Annotated in this window: 15 protein-coding genes and 1 pseudogene; 2 read left to right on the top strand and 14 right to left on the bottom strand. The window is 72.4% G+C overall.

All coding sequences use genetic code 11. The features are described 5' to 3' along the window. Positions 1 to 2 precede the first annotated feature (2 nt). The 13 genes from ACF08W_RS21705 to ACF08W_RS21645 all read right to left on the bottom strand — a co-directional run bounded on the left by ACF08W_RS21705 (position 3) and on the right by ACF08W_RS21645 (position 12,775). Positions 3 to 893: an ABC transporter permease gene (locus ACF08W_RS21705; RefSeq protein ID WP_352272982.1), complete on the bottom strand. Its 891-nt coding sequence runs from the start codon at positions 891 to 893 to the stop codon at positions 3 to 5. After that, positions 880 to 1,671: an ABC transporter ATP-binding protein gene (locus ACF08W_RS21700; protein ID WP_392280222.1), complete on the bottom strand. Its 792-nt coding sequence runs from the start codon at positions 1,669 to 1,671 to the stop codon at positions 880 to 882. The genes ACF08W_RS21705 and ACF08W_RS21700 overlap by 14 nt, the downstream gene beginning before the upstream one ends. Positions 1,672 to 1,712: 41 nt before the next feature. Continuing rightward, positions 1,713 to 2,825, bottom strand: a complete 1,113-nt coding sequence (locus tag ACF08W_RS21695) for an aliphatic sulfonate ABC transporter substrate-binding protein (RefSeq protein WP_392280221.1) — start codon at positions 2,823 to 2,825, stop codon at positions 1,713 to 1,715. Positions 2,826 to 3,115: 290 nt separating this feature from the next. Continuing rightward, complete coding sequence (locus tag ACF08W_RS21690) at positions 3,116 to 4,453, bottom strand: sulfate adenylyltransferase subunit 1 (protein ID WP_392280220.1); 1,338 nt, start codon at positions 4,451 to 4,453, stop codon at positions 3,116 to 3,118. Next, positions 4,454 to 5,389: a sulfate adenylyltransferase subunit CysD gene (cysD, locus tag ACF08W_RS21685; RefSeq protein ID WP_392280219.1), complete on the bottom strand. Its 936-nt coding sequence runs from the start codon at positions 5,387 to 5,389 to the stop codon at positions 4,454 to 4,456. Beyond that, on the bottom strand, positions 5,386 to 5,931 hold the full coding sequence (cysC, locus tag ACF08W_RS21680; protein WP_385206094.1) for an adenylyl-sulfate kinase: 546 nt from the start codon (positions 5,929 to 5,931) through the stop codon (positions 5,386 to 5,388). Before cysC ends, cysD begins: the two co-directional genes overlap by 4 nt. Positions 5,932 to 5,954: 23 nt before the next feature. Continuing rightward, positions 5,955 to 6,656 carry a phosphoadenylyl-sulfate reductase gene (locus tag ACF08W_RS21675; protein WP_392280218.1) on the bottom strand — a complete coding sequence of 234 codons (702 nt, stop codon included), beginning with the start codon at positions 6,654 to 6,656 and terminating at the stop codon, positions 5,955 to 5,957. Then, complete coding sequence (locus ACF08W_RS21670; RefSeq protein WP_352272975.1) at positions 6,653 to 6,832, bottom strand: hypothetical protein; 180 nt, start codon at positions 6,830 to 6,832, stop codon at positions 6,653 to 6,655. Before ACF08W_RS21670 ends, ACF08W_RS21675 begins: the two co-directional genes overlap by 4 nt. After that, complete coding sequence (locus tag ACF08W_RS21665; protein WP_352272974.1) at positions 6,829 to 8,526, bottom strand: nitrite/sulfite reductase; 1,698 nt, start codon at positions 8,524 to 8,526, stop codon at positions 6,829 to 6,831. The genes ACF08W_RS21670 and ACF08W_RS21665 overlap by 4 nt, the downstream gene beginning before the upstream one ends. Before the next feature lie 116 nt (positions 8,527 to 8,642). After that, positions 8,643 to 8,726, bottom strand: coding sequence for a putative leader peptide (locus tag ACF08W_RS21660; protein WP_317864749.1), 84 nt, complete (start codon positions 8,724 to 8,726; stop codon positions 8,643 to 8,645). Positions 8,727 to 8,937: 211 nt separating this feature from the next. Next, entirely contained in the window at positions 8,938 to 9,549 is a 612-nt protein-coding gene (locus tag ACF08W_RS21655) for a GNAT family N-acetyltransferase (protein WP_352272973.1), read from the bottom strand. A gap of 65 nt (positions 9,550 to 9,614) precedes the next feature. Beyond that, complete coding sequence (locus ACF08W_RS21650; protein ID WP_392280217.1) at positions 9,615 to 10,871, bottom strand: GAF domain-containing protein; 1,257 nt, start codon at positions 10,869 to 10,871, stop codon at positions 9,615 to 9,617. A gap of 275 nt (positions 10,872 to 11,146) precedes the next feature. After that, positions 11,147 to 12,775, bottom strand: coding sequence for an acyl-CoA dehydrogenase family protein (locus ACF08W_RS21645; RefSeq protein ID WP_392280216.1), 1,629 nt, complete (start codon positions 12,773 to 12,775; stop codon positions 11,147 to 11,149). A gap of 105 nt (positions 12,776 to 12,880) precedes the next feature. On the opposite strand from ACF08W_RS21645, the gene ACF08W_RS21640 reads away from it, so the two are divergent. Then, positions 12,881 to 14,071 (top strand): YhjD/YihY/BrkB family envelope integrity protein, encoded by a 1,191-nt coding sequence (locus ACF08W_RS21640; protein WP_392280245.1) that lies wholly within the window; start codon positions 12,881 to 12,883, stop codon positions 14,069 to 14,071. Positions 14,072 to 14,086: 15 nt separating this feature from the next. Next, a pseudogene (locus ACF08W_RS21635) lies at positions 14,087 to 14,858 on the top strand (DUF6597 domain-containing transcriptional factor); the annotation flags it as partial. Here the strand turns inward: ACF08W_RS21635 and ACF08W_RS21630 are convergent. After that, positions 14,801 to 15,193 (bottom strand): VOC family protein, encoded by a 393-nt coding sequence (locus tag ACF08W_RS21630; protein ID WP_385206114.1) that lies wholly within the window; start codon positions 15,191 to 15,193, stop codon positions 14,801 to 14,803. The pseudogene ACF08W_RS21635 and the gene ACF08W_RS21630 overlap by 58 nt on opposite strands. Between the last annotated feature and the right edge of the window lie 50 nt (positions 15,194 to 15,243).

Genomic DNA, 15,243 nt, shown 5'->3' with positions numbered 1-15,243 from the left:
CCCTAGCTCTTCACCAGGAGGCCGCGGCCACGCAGGACCCACCGCTCCAGCGGGCTGAAGATCAGCAGGTCGATCGCGATGCCGACGGTGAGGATCAGGATGATGGCGAGGAACACCATCGACATGCTGCTGGTCTCCCGGCCCTGCTCCAGCAACTGGCCCAGGCCCACGCCCAGATCGGGCGAGGAGGCGATGATCTCGGCGGCCATCAGCGAGCGCCACGAGAACGCCCAGCCCTGCTTCAGCCCCGCCAGGTAGCCGGGCAGCGCGGCGGGCAGCACGATGTGCCAGGTGCCGCGCAGCCCGGTCGCGCCGAGCGTCTTCCCGGCCCGCAGATGCAGCGGCGGGATCTGGTCGACGCCCGCCACCAGGCCGTTGGCGATCGACGGGACGGCACCCAGCAGGATCACCGCGTACATCATCCGGTCGTCGAGCCCCAGCCAGATCACCGCGGGCGGCACCCAGGCGACCGAGGGAAGCGACTGGAGCCCGGACAGCACCGGCCCGATCGCCGCCCGGATCAGCCGGACCCGGGACACCAGCAGCCCCAGCGGGGTGCCGATGGCCAGCGCCAGCAGGAAGCCGAGCAGACCGCGCGAGACGCTGGTCCAGATGTAGCCGAGCAGGGTGCCCCGCGCCCAGGCGTCGGTGACCTCGCCCCACACCTGGGACGGCGACGGCAGCTTGTAGTCCTCGGTGACCTGGGCCCAGATCAGCAGCTGCCACACCACGAGCACCAGGGCCACCGCCGCCACCGGCGGCAGCACCTTGCGCACCAGCACCTGGCGGACGGGGGTACGGCTCACCCGTACGGAGTCGAGGGCGTCGAGCCCCGCCTCCAGGCCCGCCAGGTCCCGGGAGGCGTCCTGGGCGGCGGTCTCAGTGCTGGCCATGTCGGCGGATCTCCCCACGCAGTTCTTCGGTGATCTCCACGGAGAGCTCGGCCACCGCGGTGTCCTCGATGCGGCGCGGATGGTCGATGCCGACCGTCCACTCCCGGGCCACCCGGCCCGGCCGCGAGGAGAGCAGGACGACCCGTTCGGCGAGCCGGACCGCCTCGCGCACGTTGTGCGTGACGAAGAGGACCGACAGGTTCGTCTCGCGCCAGATCCGGGTCAGCTCGTCGTGCAGCACGTCCCGGGTGATCGCGTCGAGCGCGGCGAACGGCTCGTCCATCAGAAGCAGTTGACTGTCCTGGGCGAGCGCGCGGGCCATCGCCACCCGCTGCCGCATCCCGCCGGAGAGTTCGTGCACCCGCTTGCCGTGCGCGCCGCCGAGCCGGACGAGTTCGAGCAGCCGCTCGGCCTCGGCGCGGCGCTCGGCGCGCGGCACACCGCGCAGTCGCAGCGCCAGTTCGATGTTCTTGCCCGCGGTGAGCCACGGGAAGAGGGCGTGCTCCTGGAACATCAGGGCCGGCCGCCCGCCGGGGGTCTCGATCGCCCCCGACGTCGGACGGTCGAGCCCGGCCACCAGATTGAGCAGGGTCGACTTGCCGCATCCCGAGGCGCCCAGGAGGGTGACGAACTCGCCGGGAGCGACATCGAGCGTGATGTCGTCCAGGACGAGCTGCCGCCCCTCCGGTCCGTCGAAGGACTTCGAGACGTGGTCGATCCGGGCGGCGTGCCCGGCCCTCGTGCGGTCCTCGGCCTTGGTGAGTGTGGTGGTCGCCATGGTCGTCACCTCCTGGGAATCCTCTTCGGGTACCGGACGCGCTACTTGACGCCGAGACCGGCGTCGGCGACCTCGGGCCTGCCCGCGGCCTTCAGGATCTTGTTGAGCGGCTTCAGGTCGTAGATGCCGCCGAGGTCCGTCTGCTCCAGGAGGCCGGCCTGCACCGCGTGCTTGGCCTCGGTGTCGAGCGTGGCGGCCAGCGGGTCGTCGATGAACTGGACCGACTTCCACGCCGGGTCGATGACCTCGGCCGGGAGCTCCTTGCCGGACAGCTTCTTGAGCGCGGCGTTCGCCGACGCCTTCGCCTTGTCCGGGTTGGCGTTGATCCACGCGTTGGTGGCGACCGTGCCGCGCAGCACCGCCTCGACGACGTCCGGGTGCTCGGCCAGGAACTTCTGCGACACGATGATGTTCGTGATCACGAACTTGTTGTCCGGCCACAGCGTCGACTCGTCCAGCAGCACCTTCGCACCCTGCGCGACGAGCTTGGACGCGGTCGGCTCCGGGGCCCAGGCACCGTCGATGGAACCGGACTTGTAGGCGTCCGGCGTCACCTTGTTGTCCGTACGGACCACCGAGACGTCGCCCCGGCCGCTGTTGGCGTCGACCTTCCAGCCCTTCTCGGATATCCAGTTGAGGAAGGCGACGTCCTGGGTGTTGCCGAGCTGCGGGGTGGCGATCTTCTTGCCCTTGATGTCGTCCAGGGTCTTGATCTTCGCCGGGTTCACCACCAGCTTCACGCCGCCGGACGCCGAACCGCCGATGATGCGCAGGCTCTTGCCCTTGGACTTGGTGAAGCCGTTGATGGCGGGGGAGGGGCCGATGAAGCCGATGTCGATCGAGCCCGCGTTGAGCGCCTCGATCTCGGAGGGTCCGGCGTTGAACGTCGAGGGCTTGACCGCGGTGGAGCCCAGCTCCTTGGCGATGATGCCCTCCTCGATGCCGACCAGGGCGGTGGCGTGGGTGAGGTTCGGGAAGTAGCCGATCTTCACGGTGTCCGCGGAGAGTTTCTTGCCGCCGGTGGAGACGTCCGCCTTCGGGGCGTCGTCCTTCGCGGCGGAGCCGTAGCCGCAGGCGGTGACGGCCAGGGCGAGCAGCGGCAGGGCGGCGACGGCGGCGAGGGCGCGGCGCGCGGTGGAACGGGGGGCAGACACGGGAGGCTTTCCTCTCGTCGGCCCGGTGCTCGCGTCCCGCGGTTTGTCACGGGGACGCGGCCGGGAGGTCGGCAGGTCTTCGTCCGGGGGTGCTGAACGCCCCGGACTTGGCGAACGTGCTGAACGTGCTCAAGGGGCCGCACAGGTGGTGCGGTTGGTGCGAGTGGGCGCGCAAGCGGTGCGCGTACGTCATCACACACATCGCGCGACCCCGCCCTGACCGCTGCCGAGGGCGCCGCTGCCGACGCGGCCGCCCTCCTTCGCGAACGTGGAGTAGATGTCGACGGCCATCAGAAGTCCCACTCGGCGTCGTCGTCCGCGGCTTCGGCGTCCTGCCCGGCCGCGGTGGCGAAGGAGGCGCCCGCCATGCCCGCCGAGAGGGTGGTGCCGTCCGCCGGGTCGATCAGCAGGAACGAGCCGGTGCGCCGGGAGGCCGCGTAGGCGTCCAGCGCGAGCGGCTCCGCGGTGCGGACGACGACCCGGCCGATGTCGTTGGCGACGAGCTGTCCGGGCGCCGGGTGCTGGGAGAGGTCGTCCAGGGTGAGCCGCGAGGGGATGTCCTTGACGATCGCCTTGACCGTGCGGGTGGTGTGCTTGAGCAGGACCCGGTGGCCGACCCGGAGCGGCTGGTCGGCGACGTGGCAGACGGTCGCCTCGACGTCCTGGGTGGTGGCGGGGGCGTCGCCCGAGGGGGCGATCAGGTCGCCGCGCGAGATGTCGATGTCGTCGGCGAGCCGGAGCGTCACCGACTGGGGGGCCCAGGCGATGTCCACGCTCTCGCCGAGCGCGTCGATCGCCGAGATCGTCGACGTACGCCCGGACGGCAGGACGGTCACGGACTCGCCGACCCGGAAGGCCCCGGCGGCTATCTGGCCCGCGTAGCCCCGGTAGTCGGGGTGCTCGGCGGTCTGCGGGCGGATCACGTACTGGACCGGGAAGCGGGCGTGGCAGGCGGTCAGGTCGTGGCTGACCGGTACCGTCTCCAGGTGCTCCAGGACGGTGGGTCCGCCGTACCAGTCCATGTGCGCGGACGGCTCCACCACGTTGTCGCCGGCCAGCGCGGAGATGGGGATAGCGGTGATCTCCGGGACGCCGAGCGAGTCGGCGTACGCGGTGAACTCCTCGGCGATGGCGGCGAACACCGGCTCCGCGTAGCCGACCAGGTCCATCTTGTTGACCGCCAGCACCACGTGCGGCACCCGCAGCAGGGCCGCGACGGCGGCGTGCCGGCGGGTCTGCTCGACGACCCCGTTGCGCGCGTCGACCAGGACGACGGCCAGCTCGGCCGTCGAGGCGCCCGTCACCATGTTCCGGGTGTACTGCACGTGCCCGGGGGTGTCGGCCAGGATGAACCGGCGGCGCGGGGTCGCGAAGTAGCGGTAGGCGACGTCGATGGTGATGCCCTGCTCGCGCTCGGCGCGCAGCCCGTCGGTGAGCAGCGCCAGGTCGGGTGCCTCCTGGCCCCGGTTGCGCGAGGCGTGCTCGACGGCCTCCAGCTGGTCGGCGAGGACCGACTTGGAGTCGTGCAGCAGCCGCCCCACCAGGGTGGACTTGCCGTCGTCGACGGAGCCCGCGGTGGCGAAGCGCAGCAGGGTGGTCGCCGACAACTGCTCGGTCGTGGTGGTCATCTAGAAATACCCCTCGCGCTTGCGGTCTTCCATCGCGGCCTCGGAGAGCTTGTCGTCGGCGCGGGTCGCGCCGCGCTCGGTGAGCCGGGAGGCGGCGATCTCGGCGATCACGGCGTCCAGCGTCGTGGCGTCGGAGTCCACGGCGCCGGTGCACGACATGTCGCCGACGGTGCGGTAGCGGACCTGCCGGGTCTCGACGGGCTCGTGGTCCCCGGGGCCGCCCCACTCCCCGGCGGTCAGCCACATGCCGCCGCGGTTGAAGACCTCGCGGTCGTGGGCGAAGTAGATCTCCGGCAGCTCGATGGACTCGCGGGCGATGTACTGCCAGACGTCCAGCTCGGTCCAGTTGGAGATGGGGAAGACCCGGACGTGCTCCCCGGGGGCGTGCCGGCCGTTGTAGAGCTGCCACAGCTCGGGGCGCTGGCGGCGCGGGTCCCACTGGGAGAACTCGTCGCGCAGCGAGAAGACCCGCTCCTTGGCGCGCGCCTTCTCCTCGTCGCGCCGCCCGCCGCCGAACACCGCGTCGAAACGGTGCCGCTGGATCGCCTCGGTCAGCGGCACGGTCTGGAGCGGGTTGCGGGTGCCGTCCGGCCGCTCGCGGAGCGTCCCGGCGTCGATGTACTCCTGCACGGAGGCGACGTGGAGCCGCAGCCCGTGCCGGGCGACCGTGCGGTCGCGGTACTCCAGCACCTCGGGGAAGTTGTGCCCGGTGTCCACGTGCAGCAGGGCGAACGGCACCGGCGCGGGCGCGAACGCCTTGAGCGCCAGGTGCAGCATCACGATCGAGTCCTTGCCGCCGGAGAAGAGGATCACCGGCCGCTCGAACTCGCCCGCCACCTCGCGGAAGATGTGCACGGCCTCGGACTCCAGGGAGTCCAGATGGCTCAGCGCGTACGGACTGTCGGTGCCCTCCGACACGGTCGCCGTGGTGGTCACACCGCACCCCTCTCGCTCAGCAGCGCGTACAGCTGGTCCGCGGACTCCCGCACGGTCTGCCGGTGCGACTCGATCCGAAGATCGGGCGCCTCGGGCTCCTCGTACGGGTCGTCGACGCCGGTCAGCCCGCTGATCTCGCCCGCCGCCTGCTTGGCGTACAGGCCCTTCACATCGCGTGCGGAGCACACCTCGACCGGGGTCGCGACATGGATCTCCAGGTACGGGGTGCCCTCGGTCTGGTGGCGCTTGCGCACGGCGTCCCGGCTGTCCGCGTACGGGGCGATGACCGGGACCAGCACCTTCACGCCGTTGGCCGCCAGCAGTTCGGCGACGAAGCCGATGCGCTGGACGTTGGTGTGGCGGTCCTCGCGGGAGAAGCCGAGCCCGGCGGAGAGGAACTCGCGGATCTCGTCCCCGTCGAGGACCTCCACCCGGTGGCCCTCGCCGCGCAGCCGTCCGGCCAGCTCGTACGCGATGGTGGTCTTGCCCGCGCTCGGCAGACCGGTCAGCCAGACGGTGGCTCCCGTCTCCGTCACGCTCATCGAAATCTCCTGATCGGTCGTCATCAGTCGTGCAGCCCGCACTCGGTCTTGCCCCGGCCGGCCCAGCGCCCGGCGCGGGCGTCCTCGCCCGCCAGCACCCTGCGCGTGCAGGGCTCGCAGCCGACGGAGGCGTAGCCGTCCGTCAGCAGCGGGTTGGTCAGCACACCGTGCTCCGCCACGTAGGCGTCCACGTCGTCCTGCGTCCAGCGGGCGATCGGCGACACCTTGACCTTGCGGCGCTTGGCGTCCCAGCCGACGACGGGGGTGTTCGCCCGGGTGGGCGACTCGTCGCGGCGCAGCCCGGTCGCCCAGGCGGTGTAGCCGGTCAGCCCCTCCCGCAGCGGCTCGACCTTGCGCAGTCGGCAGCAGAGGTCGGGGTCGCGGTCGTGGAGCCGGGGCCCGTGCTCGGCGTCCTGCTCGGCCACCGTCCGCCGGGGCGTCAGCGTGATGACGTTGACGTCCATCACGGCCGCCACCGCGTCCCGGGTGCCGATGGTCTCCGGGAAGTGGTAGCCGGTGTCCAGGAACACCACGTCGACGCCGGGACGGACCCGGGAGGCGAGATGCGCGACGACCGCGTCCTCCATGGAGGAGGTGACGCAGAACTTCTTGCCGAAGGTGTCGACGGCCCAGATGAGGATCTCCGTGGCGGAGGCGTCCTCCAGCTCCCGGCCGGCCCGTGCGGCCAGTTCCGCGAGCTCCTCGTCCTGCCGGGTGGCCGTCATGTCCCGTTCCCCTCACCGTCGTCGTGGACCAGGCCCCGGGTCAGCAGGCCCAGGAACCGGAGCTGGAACGCGCGGTTGCAGGAGGCGCATTCCCAGGAGCCGTGCCCGGCCTCGTGCGGCCGCAGGTCCTCGTCACCGCAGTACGGGCAGTGGAACGGGGCGGCGCGTTCGCTCATGACAGCGACTCCGCACCGGCCCGCGCCGCCCAGGCCGCGAACCGCTCGCCGTCCTCGCGCTCCTCCTGGAAGCGGCCCAGCACCCGCTCGACGTAGTCCGGCAGTTCGGCCGCGGTGACCTTCAGGCCGCGGACCTTGCGGCCGAACCCGGCCTCCAGGCCCAGGGCGCCGCCCAGGTGCACCTGGTAGCCCTCGACCTGCCGGCCGTCGGCGTCCAGCACCAGCTGGCCCTTGAGGCCGATGTCGGCGGTCTGGATGCGGGCGCAGGCGTTGGGGCAGCCGTTGATGTTGATGGTGAGCGGTTCGTCGAAGTCGGGGAGGCGGCGCTCCAGTTCGTCGATGAGCGAGGCGCCGCGCGCCTTCGTCTCGACGATCGCCAGCTTGCAGTACTCGATGCCGGTGCAGGCGAGCGTGCCGCGCCGGAACGGCGAGGGCTTCACCTGGAAGTCGAGCGCCTCCAGCCCGGCGGTGAGCGCCTCGACCTGGTCCTCCGCCACGTCGAGGATGATCATCTTCTGTTCGACGGTGGTCCGGACCCGGCCGGAGCCGTGCGCCTCGGCGAGGTCGGCGATCTTGGCGAGGGTGGCGCCGTCGACGCGCCCGACCCGGGGGGCGAAGCCGACGTAGAACCGGCCGTCGCGCTGCGGGTGGACGCCGACGTGGTCGCGCCAGCGGCTGCTGGGCTCCGCGGGCGCCGGACCGTCCAGCAGCGGGCGCTTCAGGTACTCGTCCTCCAGCACCTGGCGGAACTTCGCCGGGCCCCAGTCGGCCATCAGGAACTTGAGCCGGGCGCGGTTGCGCAGCCGCCGGTAGCCGTAGTCGCGGAAGATCCCGACGACACCGGCCCACACGTCCGCCACCTCGTCCAACGGCACCCATGTGCCGAGCCGTTCGGCCAGCCGGGGGTTGGTGGAGAGGCCGCCGCCGACCCAGACGTCGAAGCCCGGACCGTGCTCGGGGTGCTCGACGCCGACGAAGGCGACGTCGTTGATCTCGTGGACCACGTCCTGCACCGGCGAACCGGAGATCGCGGTCTTGAACTTGCGCGGCAGGTTGGAGAACTCCTTGCTGCCGATGTACCGCTCGTGGATCTCGTCGACGGCGGGCGTCCCGTCGACGATCTCGTCGGCGGCGATACCGGCCACCGGGGAGCCGATGATCACGCGCGGGCAGTCGCCGCACGCCTCGGTGGTGGAGAGCCCGACGGCCTCCAGCTTCTCCCAGATGGCCGGGACGTCCTCGATCCGGACCCAGTGGAGCTGGACGTTCTGCCGGTCGGTGATGTCCGCGGTGCCGCGCGCGTACTGCTGCGAGACCTCGCCGATGACGCGCAGCTGCCCGGTGGTCAGCCGCCCGCCGTCGATGCGGACCCGCATCATGAAGTAACGGTCCTCCAGCTCCTCGGGCTCCAGGACCGCGGTCTTCCCGCCGTCGATGCCCTCCCGTCGCTGGGTGTACAGGCCCCACCAGCGCATCCGGCCGCGGAGGTCGTTGGGGTCGATGGAGTCGAAACCCCGCTTGGCGTAGATCGTCTCAATGCGTGTCCGCACATTGAGACTGTCGTCGTCCTTCTTGAACTGCTCATTGCCGTTCAACGGGGTGTAGTGCCCCAGGGCCCACTGGCCCTCGCCGCGGTGGCGGCCGGCCTTGCGGCGGGGCGTTGCGGGCGCAGGCTGTTCCGGGGTGGCGGCCATGACAGTACGTCCTTCGGGACTGCGGGAGGGCTGCTCTGAACTGCACACTCGCGTCGGATCGCGGCGGTGCGCAGGGCATTGCGGAGAAAGAGGAAGAGGCGGCGGTGCTGGGACTCTCAGCTCGCCGGACAGATGGCGCTGGACACGCGGCCGAGGTCGACGTGGCGTCGACTCACCAAGGCAATTCCAGTTCCAGGCATGGCGGAAGCGTGGCATGCGCATCTTGGGCCAGTCCACCACTATCCGTTATGTGGACGAGAATATCCCGAGGGGTGAGATGATGTGGCGCCCGTCACTCGGGGTCACCGGAGCGGTCTGTCCGTAATGATGCTCGCCCGCCACGCGTCCGCCGCCCTGCCGCACCGCCGCCGTTGCGCCGAACGGCCCAGCCGGACCGCCCTGTTGGACGGTTCAGTCGCGGGCGGCGCCCGGCCAGGGGCCCGGGGTCGCCACCTCGGGCTCCCGCTCCACCTTGGTGTCGAAGAGCCGGAAGCCGCGCCGCAGGTAGTTGTCCATGGCGTGCGGTCCGTCCTTGGAGCAGGTGTGCAGCCAGACCCGCTTCGTCGGCGTCCGCTCCGGCCAGCGCTCCGCCAGGTCCCACGCGCGGGCCACCCCGTACGAGAGCAGGTGGCCGCCGATCCGGCGCCCCCGGAAGGCCGGGATCAGCCCGAAGTACATGATCTCGACGACGCCCTCGTCCTGCGGGTCCAGCTCGACGTACCCGGCCGGGGTGCCGTTCTCGTACGCGACCCAGGTCTCGGCGCCCGGCCGGTCCAGGGCCTCCTGCCACTGCGCGTACGTCATCCCCAGCCGGTCCGTCCACTGGATGTCCCCGCCGACCGCCGTGTACAGGAAACGGCTGAACTCCGGCAGCGGCGTCTGCGAACGGACGATCCGTACATCCCCCTCCGGGACCGAGGCCGGTCGCAGGTCGTCGGGGGAGGTCTGCTCCAGGGACCAGACGGTCACCTCGGTGGTGCGGGCGGGGGAGGGAGCGGCGGTGCGCGGTGCGGGGCTGTTCATGACTGCCAGGGAACCACGCCCGGTCGCGTCCGCCAAAGCCGGTCCCGAACCACGGACACCCCGTCCTAACTGCGCTGACGCGCTCCGACCACCACCGGGGCCGTCGACCGGGGCAGCAGGTCGGCCGGATCGTCCGGATGGATCACCTCCACCTCCACGCCGTCGCCGAAGCGGTACGGGCGGTGCGCGAGCACCTGGGCGAGATGGCGGCGCACCCGGGAGATCTCAGCCCGGACCGTCACCGTCCGGCTCGGGTCGCCGAACAGGTCCTCAGCCAGCTCGGAGGCGGTGCGCCCCTCGCGGCGCAGGGCCAGCGCGTACAGCAGCTCCGCGTGGCGGGGCGAGAGCCGCTGCGTCCAGGTGCCCACCTCGCCCACCACGTTGATCCTCAGCCCGTGCGGCCGGCTCAGATCCAGCACCACCCGCTGCGGTGCCCCGTCCGACGGCGCGTCCGCGACCTGGATCAGCCAGCCGCCGGGCAGCGGCTCCACCCGGCACATGCCGAGCGACGGCAGCCACACCCGGCCCGGCCGTAACGACTTCGGCAGCGGCAGCCGGTCCACCGGCTCCATCCCCGTCACCGCGGCGAGCCAGCCGTTGACGTCCACCGCCAGGGCCCGGCCGCCCAGCCGGCACACCAGCGGCGCCGCCACCGAACGCAGCCGCTCGATCGCCCGCAGATGCCGGTTCCTGATCTCGTTCTCCGCCAGCCCGGCCACCGAGCTGACCAGGGCGAGCGTCGTCGGATGGAACGTCGAGAGCGGACCGCTCATGTCGACGATGCCCATCAGCCGGCCGTCGCGCGGATCACGGACCGGCGCCGCCGCGCACGTCCAGTTGTGCAGGGCGCGGACGAAGTGCTCCGAGGAGTGCACCTGGACCGGGACCCGGGTCGCCAGCGCCGTACCGATCGCGTTGGTGCCCGTGCTCTCCTCCGCCCAGGTCGCCCCCTCCGCCAGGCAGATGCCGTCCGCCCGCCGCAGCACCGCCGCGTTGCCCCGGCGCCACAGCACCCGGCACTCCACGTCCGTGACCACCACGATCTGCTGGGCGGCGTCCGCCAGCGACACCAGTCGGTCGTTCAGCAGCGGCATCACCTCGCTCAGCGTGGAACCGCGCCGCCGCTTCTCGACCTCGTCCAGCCCGAGCAGCACGCTCTCGGTCGACTGCTCCGGATCGAGGCCGCGGTGCACCATCCGGTTCCAGGACGCCTCGATCTCGGCCCTCGGCGCTGCCACCGGCCGGTCGCCGGAGCCCATCGCCTCCCTGGCCCGGTGGACCGCCCTGGCGGCCCGGCCGGACTGCCAGGCGGGCGTCCGCATCCCTCCGAAGGCATCTGTCCCCACTTCGAATTCCCCTCACGTGCCAGGGCCTGCTCGACACCACCGCCCCATTTTGGCGCCGGGCGCGACCGCCCACCGCACACTCCGCACATTGGTTGCAACCCCTTGCAACCGTGGCGGGAACCGGCGGGTCCGTGGAGAGTGGGCGAACACCGCCGCACGGGGCCCGTGCCCCGGCGCCCGGTGTGTGCGGCAAGGAGGGTGGTGCCGTGTCGGCGCAGCACCACCCTCCGTCGCCGTGCCCCGGACACGCCCTACGGCCGGGCCCGCTCCACGATCGAGGCCAGGTCCAGGCTGTGCGGCAGCGTCCCGAAGTCGGCGCCCCCGTCCCCGCCCAGCCGCGAGGCGCAGAACGCGTCGGCCACCTCCGGCGGGGCCCACCGCACCAGCAGCGAGCCCTGGAGCACCAGCGCCATCCGCCCGGCCAGCCGACGGGCCCGCGCCTCCGCCCCGTCCAGGTCCGCCAGCTCCGTCAGCACGCCCCCGATCGCCCGGTCCAGCCGGTGATCGGCCCCGCGCGCCGCCCCGACCTCCCGCAGATACGCGTCCAGCGCCATCGGCTCGCGCCGCAGCGCCCGCAGCACGTCCAGCGCCTGCACGTTCCCCGAGCCCTCCCAGATCGAGTTGAGCGGCGCCTCGCGCAGCAGCCGGGGCATCCCGGACTCCTCGACGTAACCGTTGCCGCCGAGACACTCCAGCGCCTCGGCCACCAGCGGGGCGCACCGCTTGGTCACCCAGTACTTCGCCGCGGGCACCGCGATCCGCAGCAGGGCCCGCTCGTCCTCGGTGTCCGCGTCGTACGCCGCCGCCAGCCGCATCGCCAGCACCGTCGCCGCCTCCGACTCCACCGCCAGGTCGGCCAGCACGTTGCGCATCAGCGGCTTGTCGATCAGCGGCCCGCCGAACACCTCCCGGTACGCGCAGTGGTGGACCGCCTGCGCCACCGCCTGCCGCATCAGCGCCGCCGAACCCACCACGCAGTCCAGCCGGGTCGCCGCCACCATCCCCATGAGGGTGTGCACCCCGCGCCCCTCCTCGCCGACCCGGCGCGCCCAGGTGGCGTCGAACTCCACCTCGGCCGAGGCGTTCGACCGGTTGCCCAGCTTGTCCTTGAGCCGCTGGATCAGGAAGGTGTTGCGGGCCCCGTCCGGCAGCACCCGGGGCAGCAGGAAGCAGGTCGGGCCGCCGGGTGCCTGCGCCAGTACCAGGAAGCCGTCGGACATCGGCGCCGAGCAGAACCACTTGTGACCGGTGAGCAGATACTCGCCCTCGGCCGCCAGCGGCTCGGCGCGCGTCGTGTTCGCCCGTACGTCCGTGCCGCCCTGCTTCTCCGTCATCCCCATCCCGAGGAGCGCCCCTGCCTTCGTGGCGACGGGCCGCAGCTCCCGCTCGTACACCGTCGAGGCGAGCAGCGGCTCCCAGACGGCGGCCAGCGCGGGATCGGTGCGCAGCGCGGGCACCGCAGCGTGCGTCATCGACAGCGGGCAGCCGTGCCCCGCCTCGGCCTGCGTCCACACCAGGAACCCGGCCGCGCGCCGGACATGGCCGCCCGGCCTGCCCCAGGCACCGGTCAGGCCCGCGCCGACCGCGTGCCCGAGCAGCCGGTGCCAGGCCGGGTCGAACGCGACCTCGTCGATGCGGTGCCCGTACCGGTCATGGGTGCGCAGCACCGGCGGATGCGCGTTCACCCGCGTCCCCCACTCCTGCACCTGGGCACTGCCCGCCGCCCGGCCCAGCTCGCCGAGCTCGGCCCGTGCCCCGGCCAGCAGACCGGGCGCGAGGTGGCGTTCCACCGCCTCGGTGAGGGCCCGGTCGGAGCCGTAGACGTCGTAGCCGGTCAGCGGCGGAGGCTGGTTGGACACGGTGTGGGTGGTGGCTGCCATGCCGATACGGTAAGAGACGTGCAGGCAGCAGATGAAACACCCGAGAGGCGACGGGGCCGGCTTCACCGGGCCAGAGTCCTCTACCGCAATGTGTCCAAGCGGCAGATGGCCTGGCAGTTGCTCAAGGACACCGTCAATTCGTGCATGGAGTACCGGATTCTCGGACTCGCCGCCGAGGCCGCGTTCTTCACCCTGCTGTCCCTGCCGCCCCTGCTCCTCGCGCTGATCGGTCTGCTCGGATACGTCGACGAGTGGACCAACACCACCACCGTCGCCTCCATCGAGCGCAACATCCTCGACGCCGCGAGGACCGTGCTCAGCGAGCGCGGCGTCAACGACTTCGCCAAACCGCTCCTGGCGGACGTCTCCACCGGCGCCCGCCCCGACGTCATCTCGATCGGCTTCGCGATCGCGCTCTGGTCGGGCTCCCGCGCGGTGAACGTCTTCATCGACACGATCACCGTGATGTACGGGCTCGACGGCCAGCGCGGCATCGTCAAGACCCGGCTGCTCTCCTTCCTCCTGTACGTCGTCGCGCTGCTGCTCGGGTCCGTCGTGCTGCCGCTGCTCGTCGTCGGCCCGGACCGGGTCGTCGAGTTCGTCCCGTGGGGCACCGAGCTCATGAGCGTCCTGTACTGGCCGCTGGTGATCGTGCTGTCGATCGTGTTCCTGACGACGCTCTACCACGTGTCGGTACCCGTGAGGTCGCCGTGGATCGAGGACGTGCCCGGGGCGCTGGTCGCGCTCGCGATGTGGGCGCTCGGCAGCTTCCTGCTGCGGATCTACCTCACCAGCACGGTCGAGGGACCGACGATCTACGGCTCGCTGGCGGCCCCGATCGCCGTGCTGCTCTGGATCGGCATCTCCGCCTTCGCCGTGCTGGTCGGCGCGGCGGTCAACGCGGCCATCGACCGGGTGTGGCCCTCGATGGCGACGGCCGCCGCCCGTGCGGCGAACGACCGGCTGCGGGCCGCCCAGGCGGCCGAGTTCGTCGCCCGGTCGCAGGCGGAGAGCCCGGGGAGGAGCAGACCGGCGTACGACTGGGACGACGAGGGCGACGACGACGAGGACGACGGGCTGGCCGACAGCCCCTACATGCCGTCCGAGTTCCCCGAGCGCTGGTCGAAGTTCCTCCCCCCGGACGACGTGAAGTCCCGGCTCCACCCGCACCGCGAGAAGGAGCCGGACAAGGAACCGGGCAAGGAGCAGGACAAGGACGGCGACCCGGCCCCGGAGAAGGACGACGGGCCGGGCGGCCCCGAGCGGGACGGGCGCGGCGGCGCCCTCGGCGGCTGACGCCCCGGCAGCACCATGGGCGAGGAACGGTACCGGGAGCGGCCGTCGCGGTTCGAGGGCGCGACCGCGTGGACGCTGGAGCTGTCCGGGGGGCCGGTCGGCCCGGTGCTGCCCGACGGCTGCATGGACCTGCTCTGGATCGACGGACGGCTGCTCGTCGCGGGCCCCGACACCCGGGCCATGACCCCGTCCGTCCCGGCCACCGGGCGGTGCGCCGGGCTCCGCTTCGCCCCCGGCACCGCCCCCGCGCTCCTCGGCGTACCGGCGCACGAACTGCGCGACCGCCGGGTCGAGCTGGCCGACCTGTGGGCCCCGGACCGGGTACGGGCGCTCACCGACCGGGTCGCCGGGGCCCCGGACCCGGCCGCCGCGCTGGAGGCCCTGGCGCTGCGGGCCGCCACCCGCACGGCGGCCCCGGACCCGCTGATGCGGTACGTCGCGGAGCGGCTCGGCGCCGGGCTGTCCGTCACCGAGACCGCGCGGCGGGCCGGGATCGGCGCCCGCCAACTGCACCGCCGCTCGCTCGCCGCCTTCGGCTACGGGCCCAAGACCCTGGCCCGGGTGCTGCGGCTGCGGCGGGCGCTGGCCCTGGCCCGGTCGGGGATGCCGTACGCCGAGGCGGCGGTCCGGTCCGGCTGCACCGACCAGGCCCATCTGGCCCGGGAGATGCGGGCCCTGACCGGGACCACCCTCACCGCGCACCTCGGCCGCTGAGCGCCCCGGACCCGCTCAGCCGTTGGCGGCGAAGAGCGAGACCGCGCAGCCGTCCGGGTCGAGGACCGTCGCGTACCGCTGCCCCCACACCGCGTCCCACGGCGCCAGATGCCCCCGGTACCCGGCACCGGTCAGCTCCTCGTACACCGCGTCCACCTCCGCCGGGCCGTCGCACCGGAAGGCCAGCGAGAGGCGGTCGCCCCCGGCCGGCGGGGCCCAGTCGGGGTCGTACGAGCGGATCACGTCCTCGGTGTCCCAGAGCAGCCGCTGCCCGCCCGGGAGGGTCACTTCGACGTGGGGCGCGGATTCCGCTCCGGCGGGGATGTCGAGGCCGAGCCGGCGGTAGAAGGCGAGCGATGCGGCAAGATCCGCGGTGACGATGCCGATCGCGTCCATGCGTGGAGTCATGCCCCGACCGTAGGCCCGGCCCCGGCACCGGGTCTTGTACGAAACGGACG

It is taken from the genome of Streptomyces sp. NPDC015144 (genome assembly GCF_043079735.1).
GTDB lineage: Bacteria > Actinomycetota > Actinomycetes > Streptomycetales > Streptomycetaceae > Streptomyces.
Note: the sequence above shows the minus strand (reverse complement) of the source record. Positions and strands in the feature narration are given on the sequence as shown.

Excerpts from the sequence above, each read along its gene's own strand:
- ACF08W_RS21645 (WP_392280216.1), bottom strand. The coding sequence starts at position 12,775 with ATGGCAGCCACCACCCACACCGTGTCCAACCAGCCTCCGCCGCTGACC.
- ACF08W_RS21670 (WP_352272975.1), bottom strand. The coding sequence starts at position 6,832 with ATGAGCGAACGCGCCGCCCCGTTCCACTGCCCGTACTGCGGTGACGAG.
- ACF08W_RS21705 (WP_352272982.1), bottom strand. The coding sequence starts at position 893 with ATGGCCAGCACTGAGACCGCCGCCCAGGACGCCTCCCGGGACCTGGCG.
- ACF08W_RS21665 (WP_352272974.1), bottom strand. The coding sequence starts at position 8,526 with ATGGCCGCCACCCCGGAACAGCCTGCGCCCGCAACGCCCCGCCGCAAG.
- ACF08W_RS21660 (WP_317864749.1), bottom strand. The coding sequence starts at position 8,726 with ATGCCTGGAACTGGAATTGCCTTGGTGAGTCGACGCCACGTCGACCTC.
- ACF08W_RS21690 (WP_392280220.1), bottom strand. The coding sequence starts at position 4,453 with ATGACCACCACGACCGAGCAGTTGTCGGCGACCACCCTGCTGCGCTTC.
- ACF08W_RS21655 (WP_352272973.1), bottom strand. The coding sequence starts at position 9,549 with ATGAACAGCCCCGCACCGCGCACCGCCGCTCCCTCCCCCGCCCGCACC.
- ACF08W_RS21700 (WP_392280222.1), bottom strand. The coding sequence starts at position 1,671 with ATGGCGACCACCACACTCACCAAGGCCGAGGACCGCACGAGGGCCGGG.
- ACF08W_RS21640 (WP_392280245.1), top strand. The coding sequence starts at position 12,881 with ATGGCCTGGCAGTTGCTCAAGGACACCGTCAATTCGTGCATGGAGTAC.
- ACF08W_RS21675 (WP_392280218.1), bottom strand. The coding sequence starts at position 6,656 with ATGACGGCCACCCGGCAGGACGAGGAGCTCGCGGAACTGGCCGCACGG.
- ACF08W_RS21630 (WP_385206114.1), bottom strand. The coding sequence starts at position 15,193 with ATGACTCCACGCATGGACGCGATCGGCATCGTCACCGCGGATCTTGCC.
- ACF08W_RS21650 (WP_392280217.1), bottom strand. The coding sequence starts at position 10,871 with ATGCGGACGCCCGCCTGGCAGTCCGGCCGGGCCGCCAGGGCGGTCCAC.
- cysC (WP_385206094.1), bottom strand. The coding sequence starts at position 5,931 with ATGAGCGTGACGGAGACGGGAGCCACCGTCTGGCTGACCGGTCTGCCG.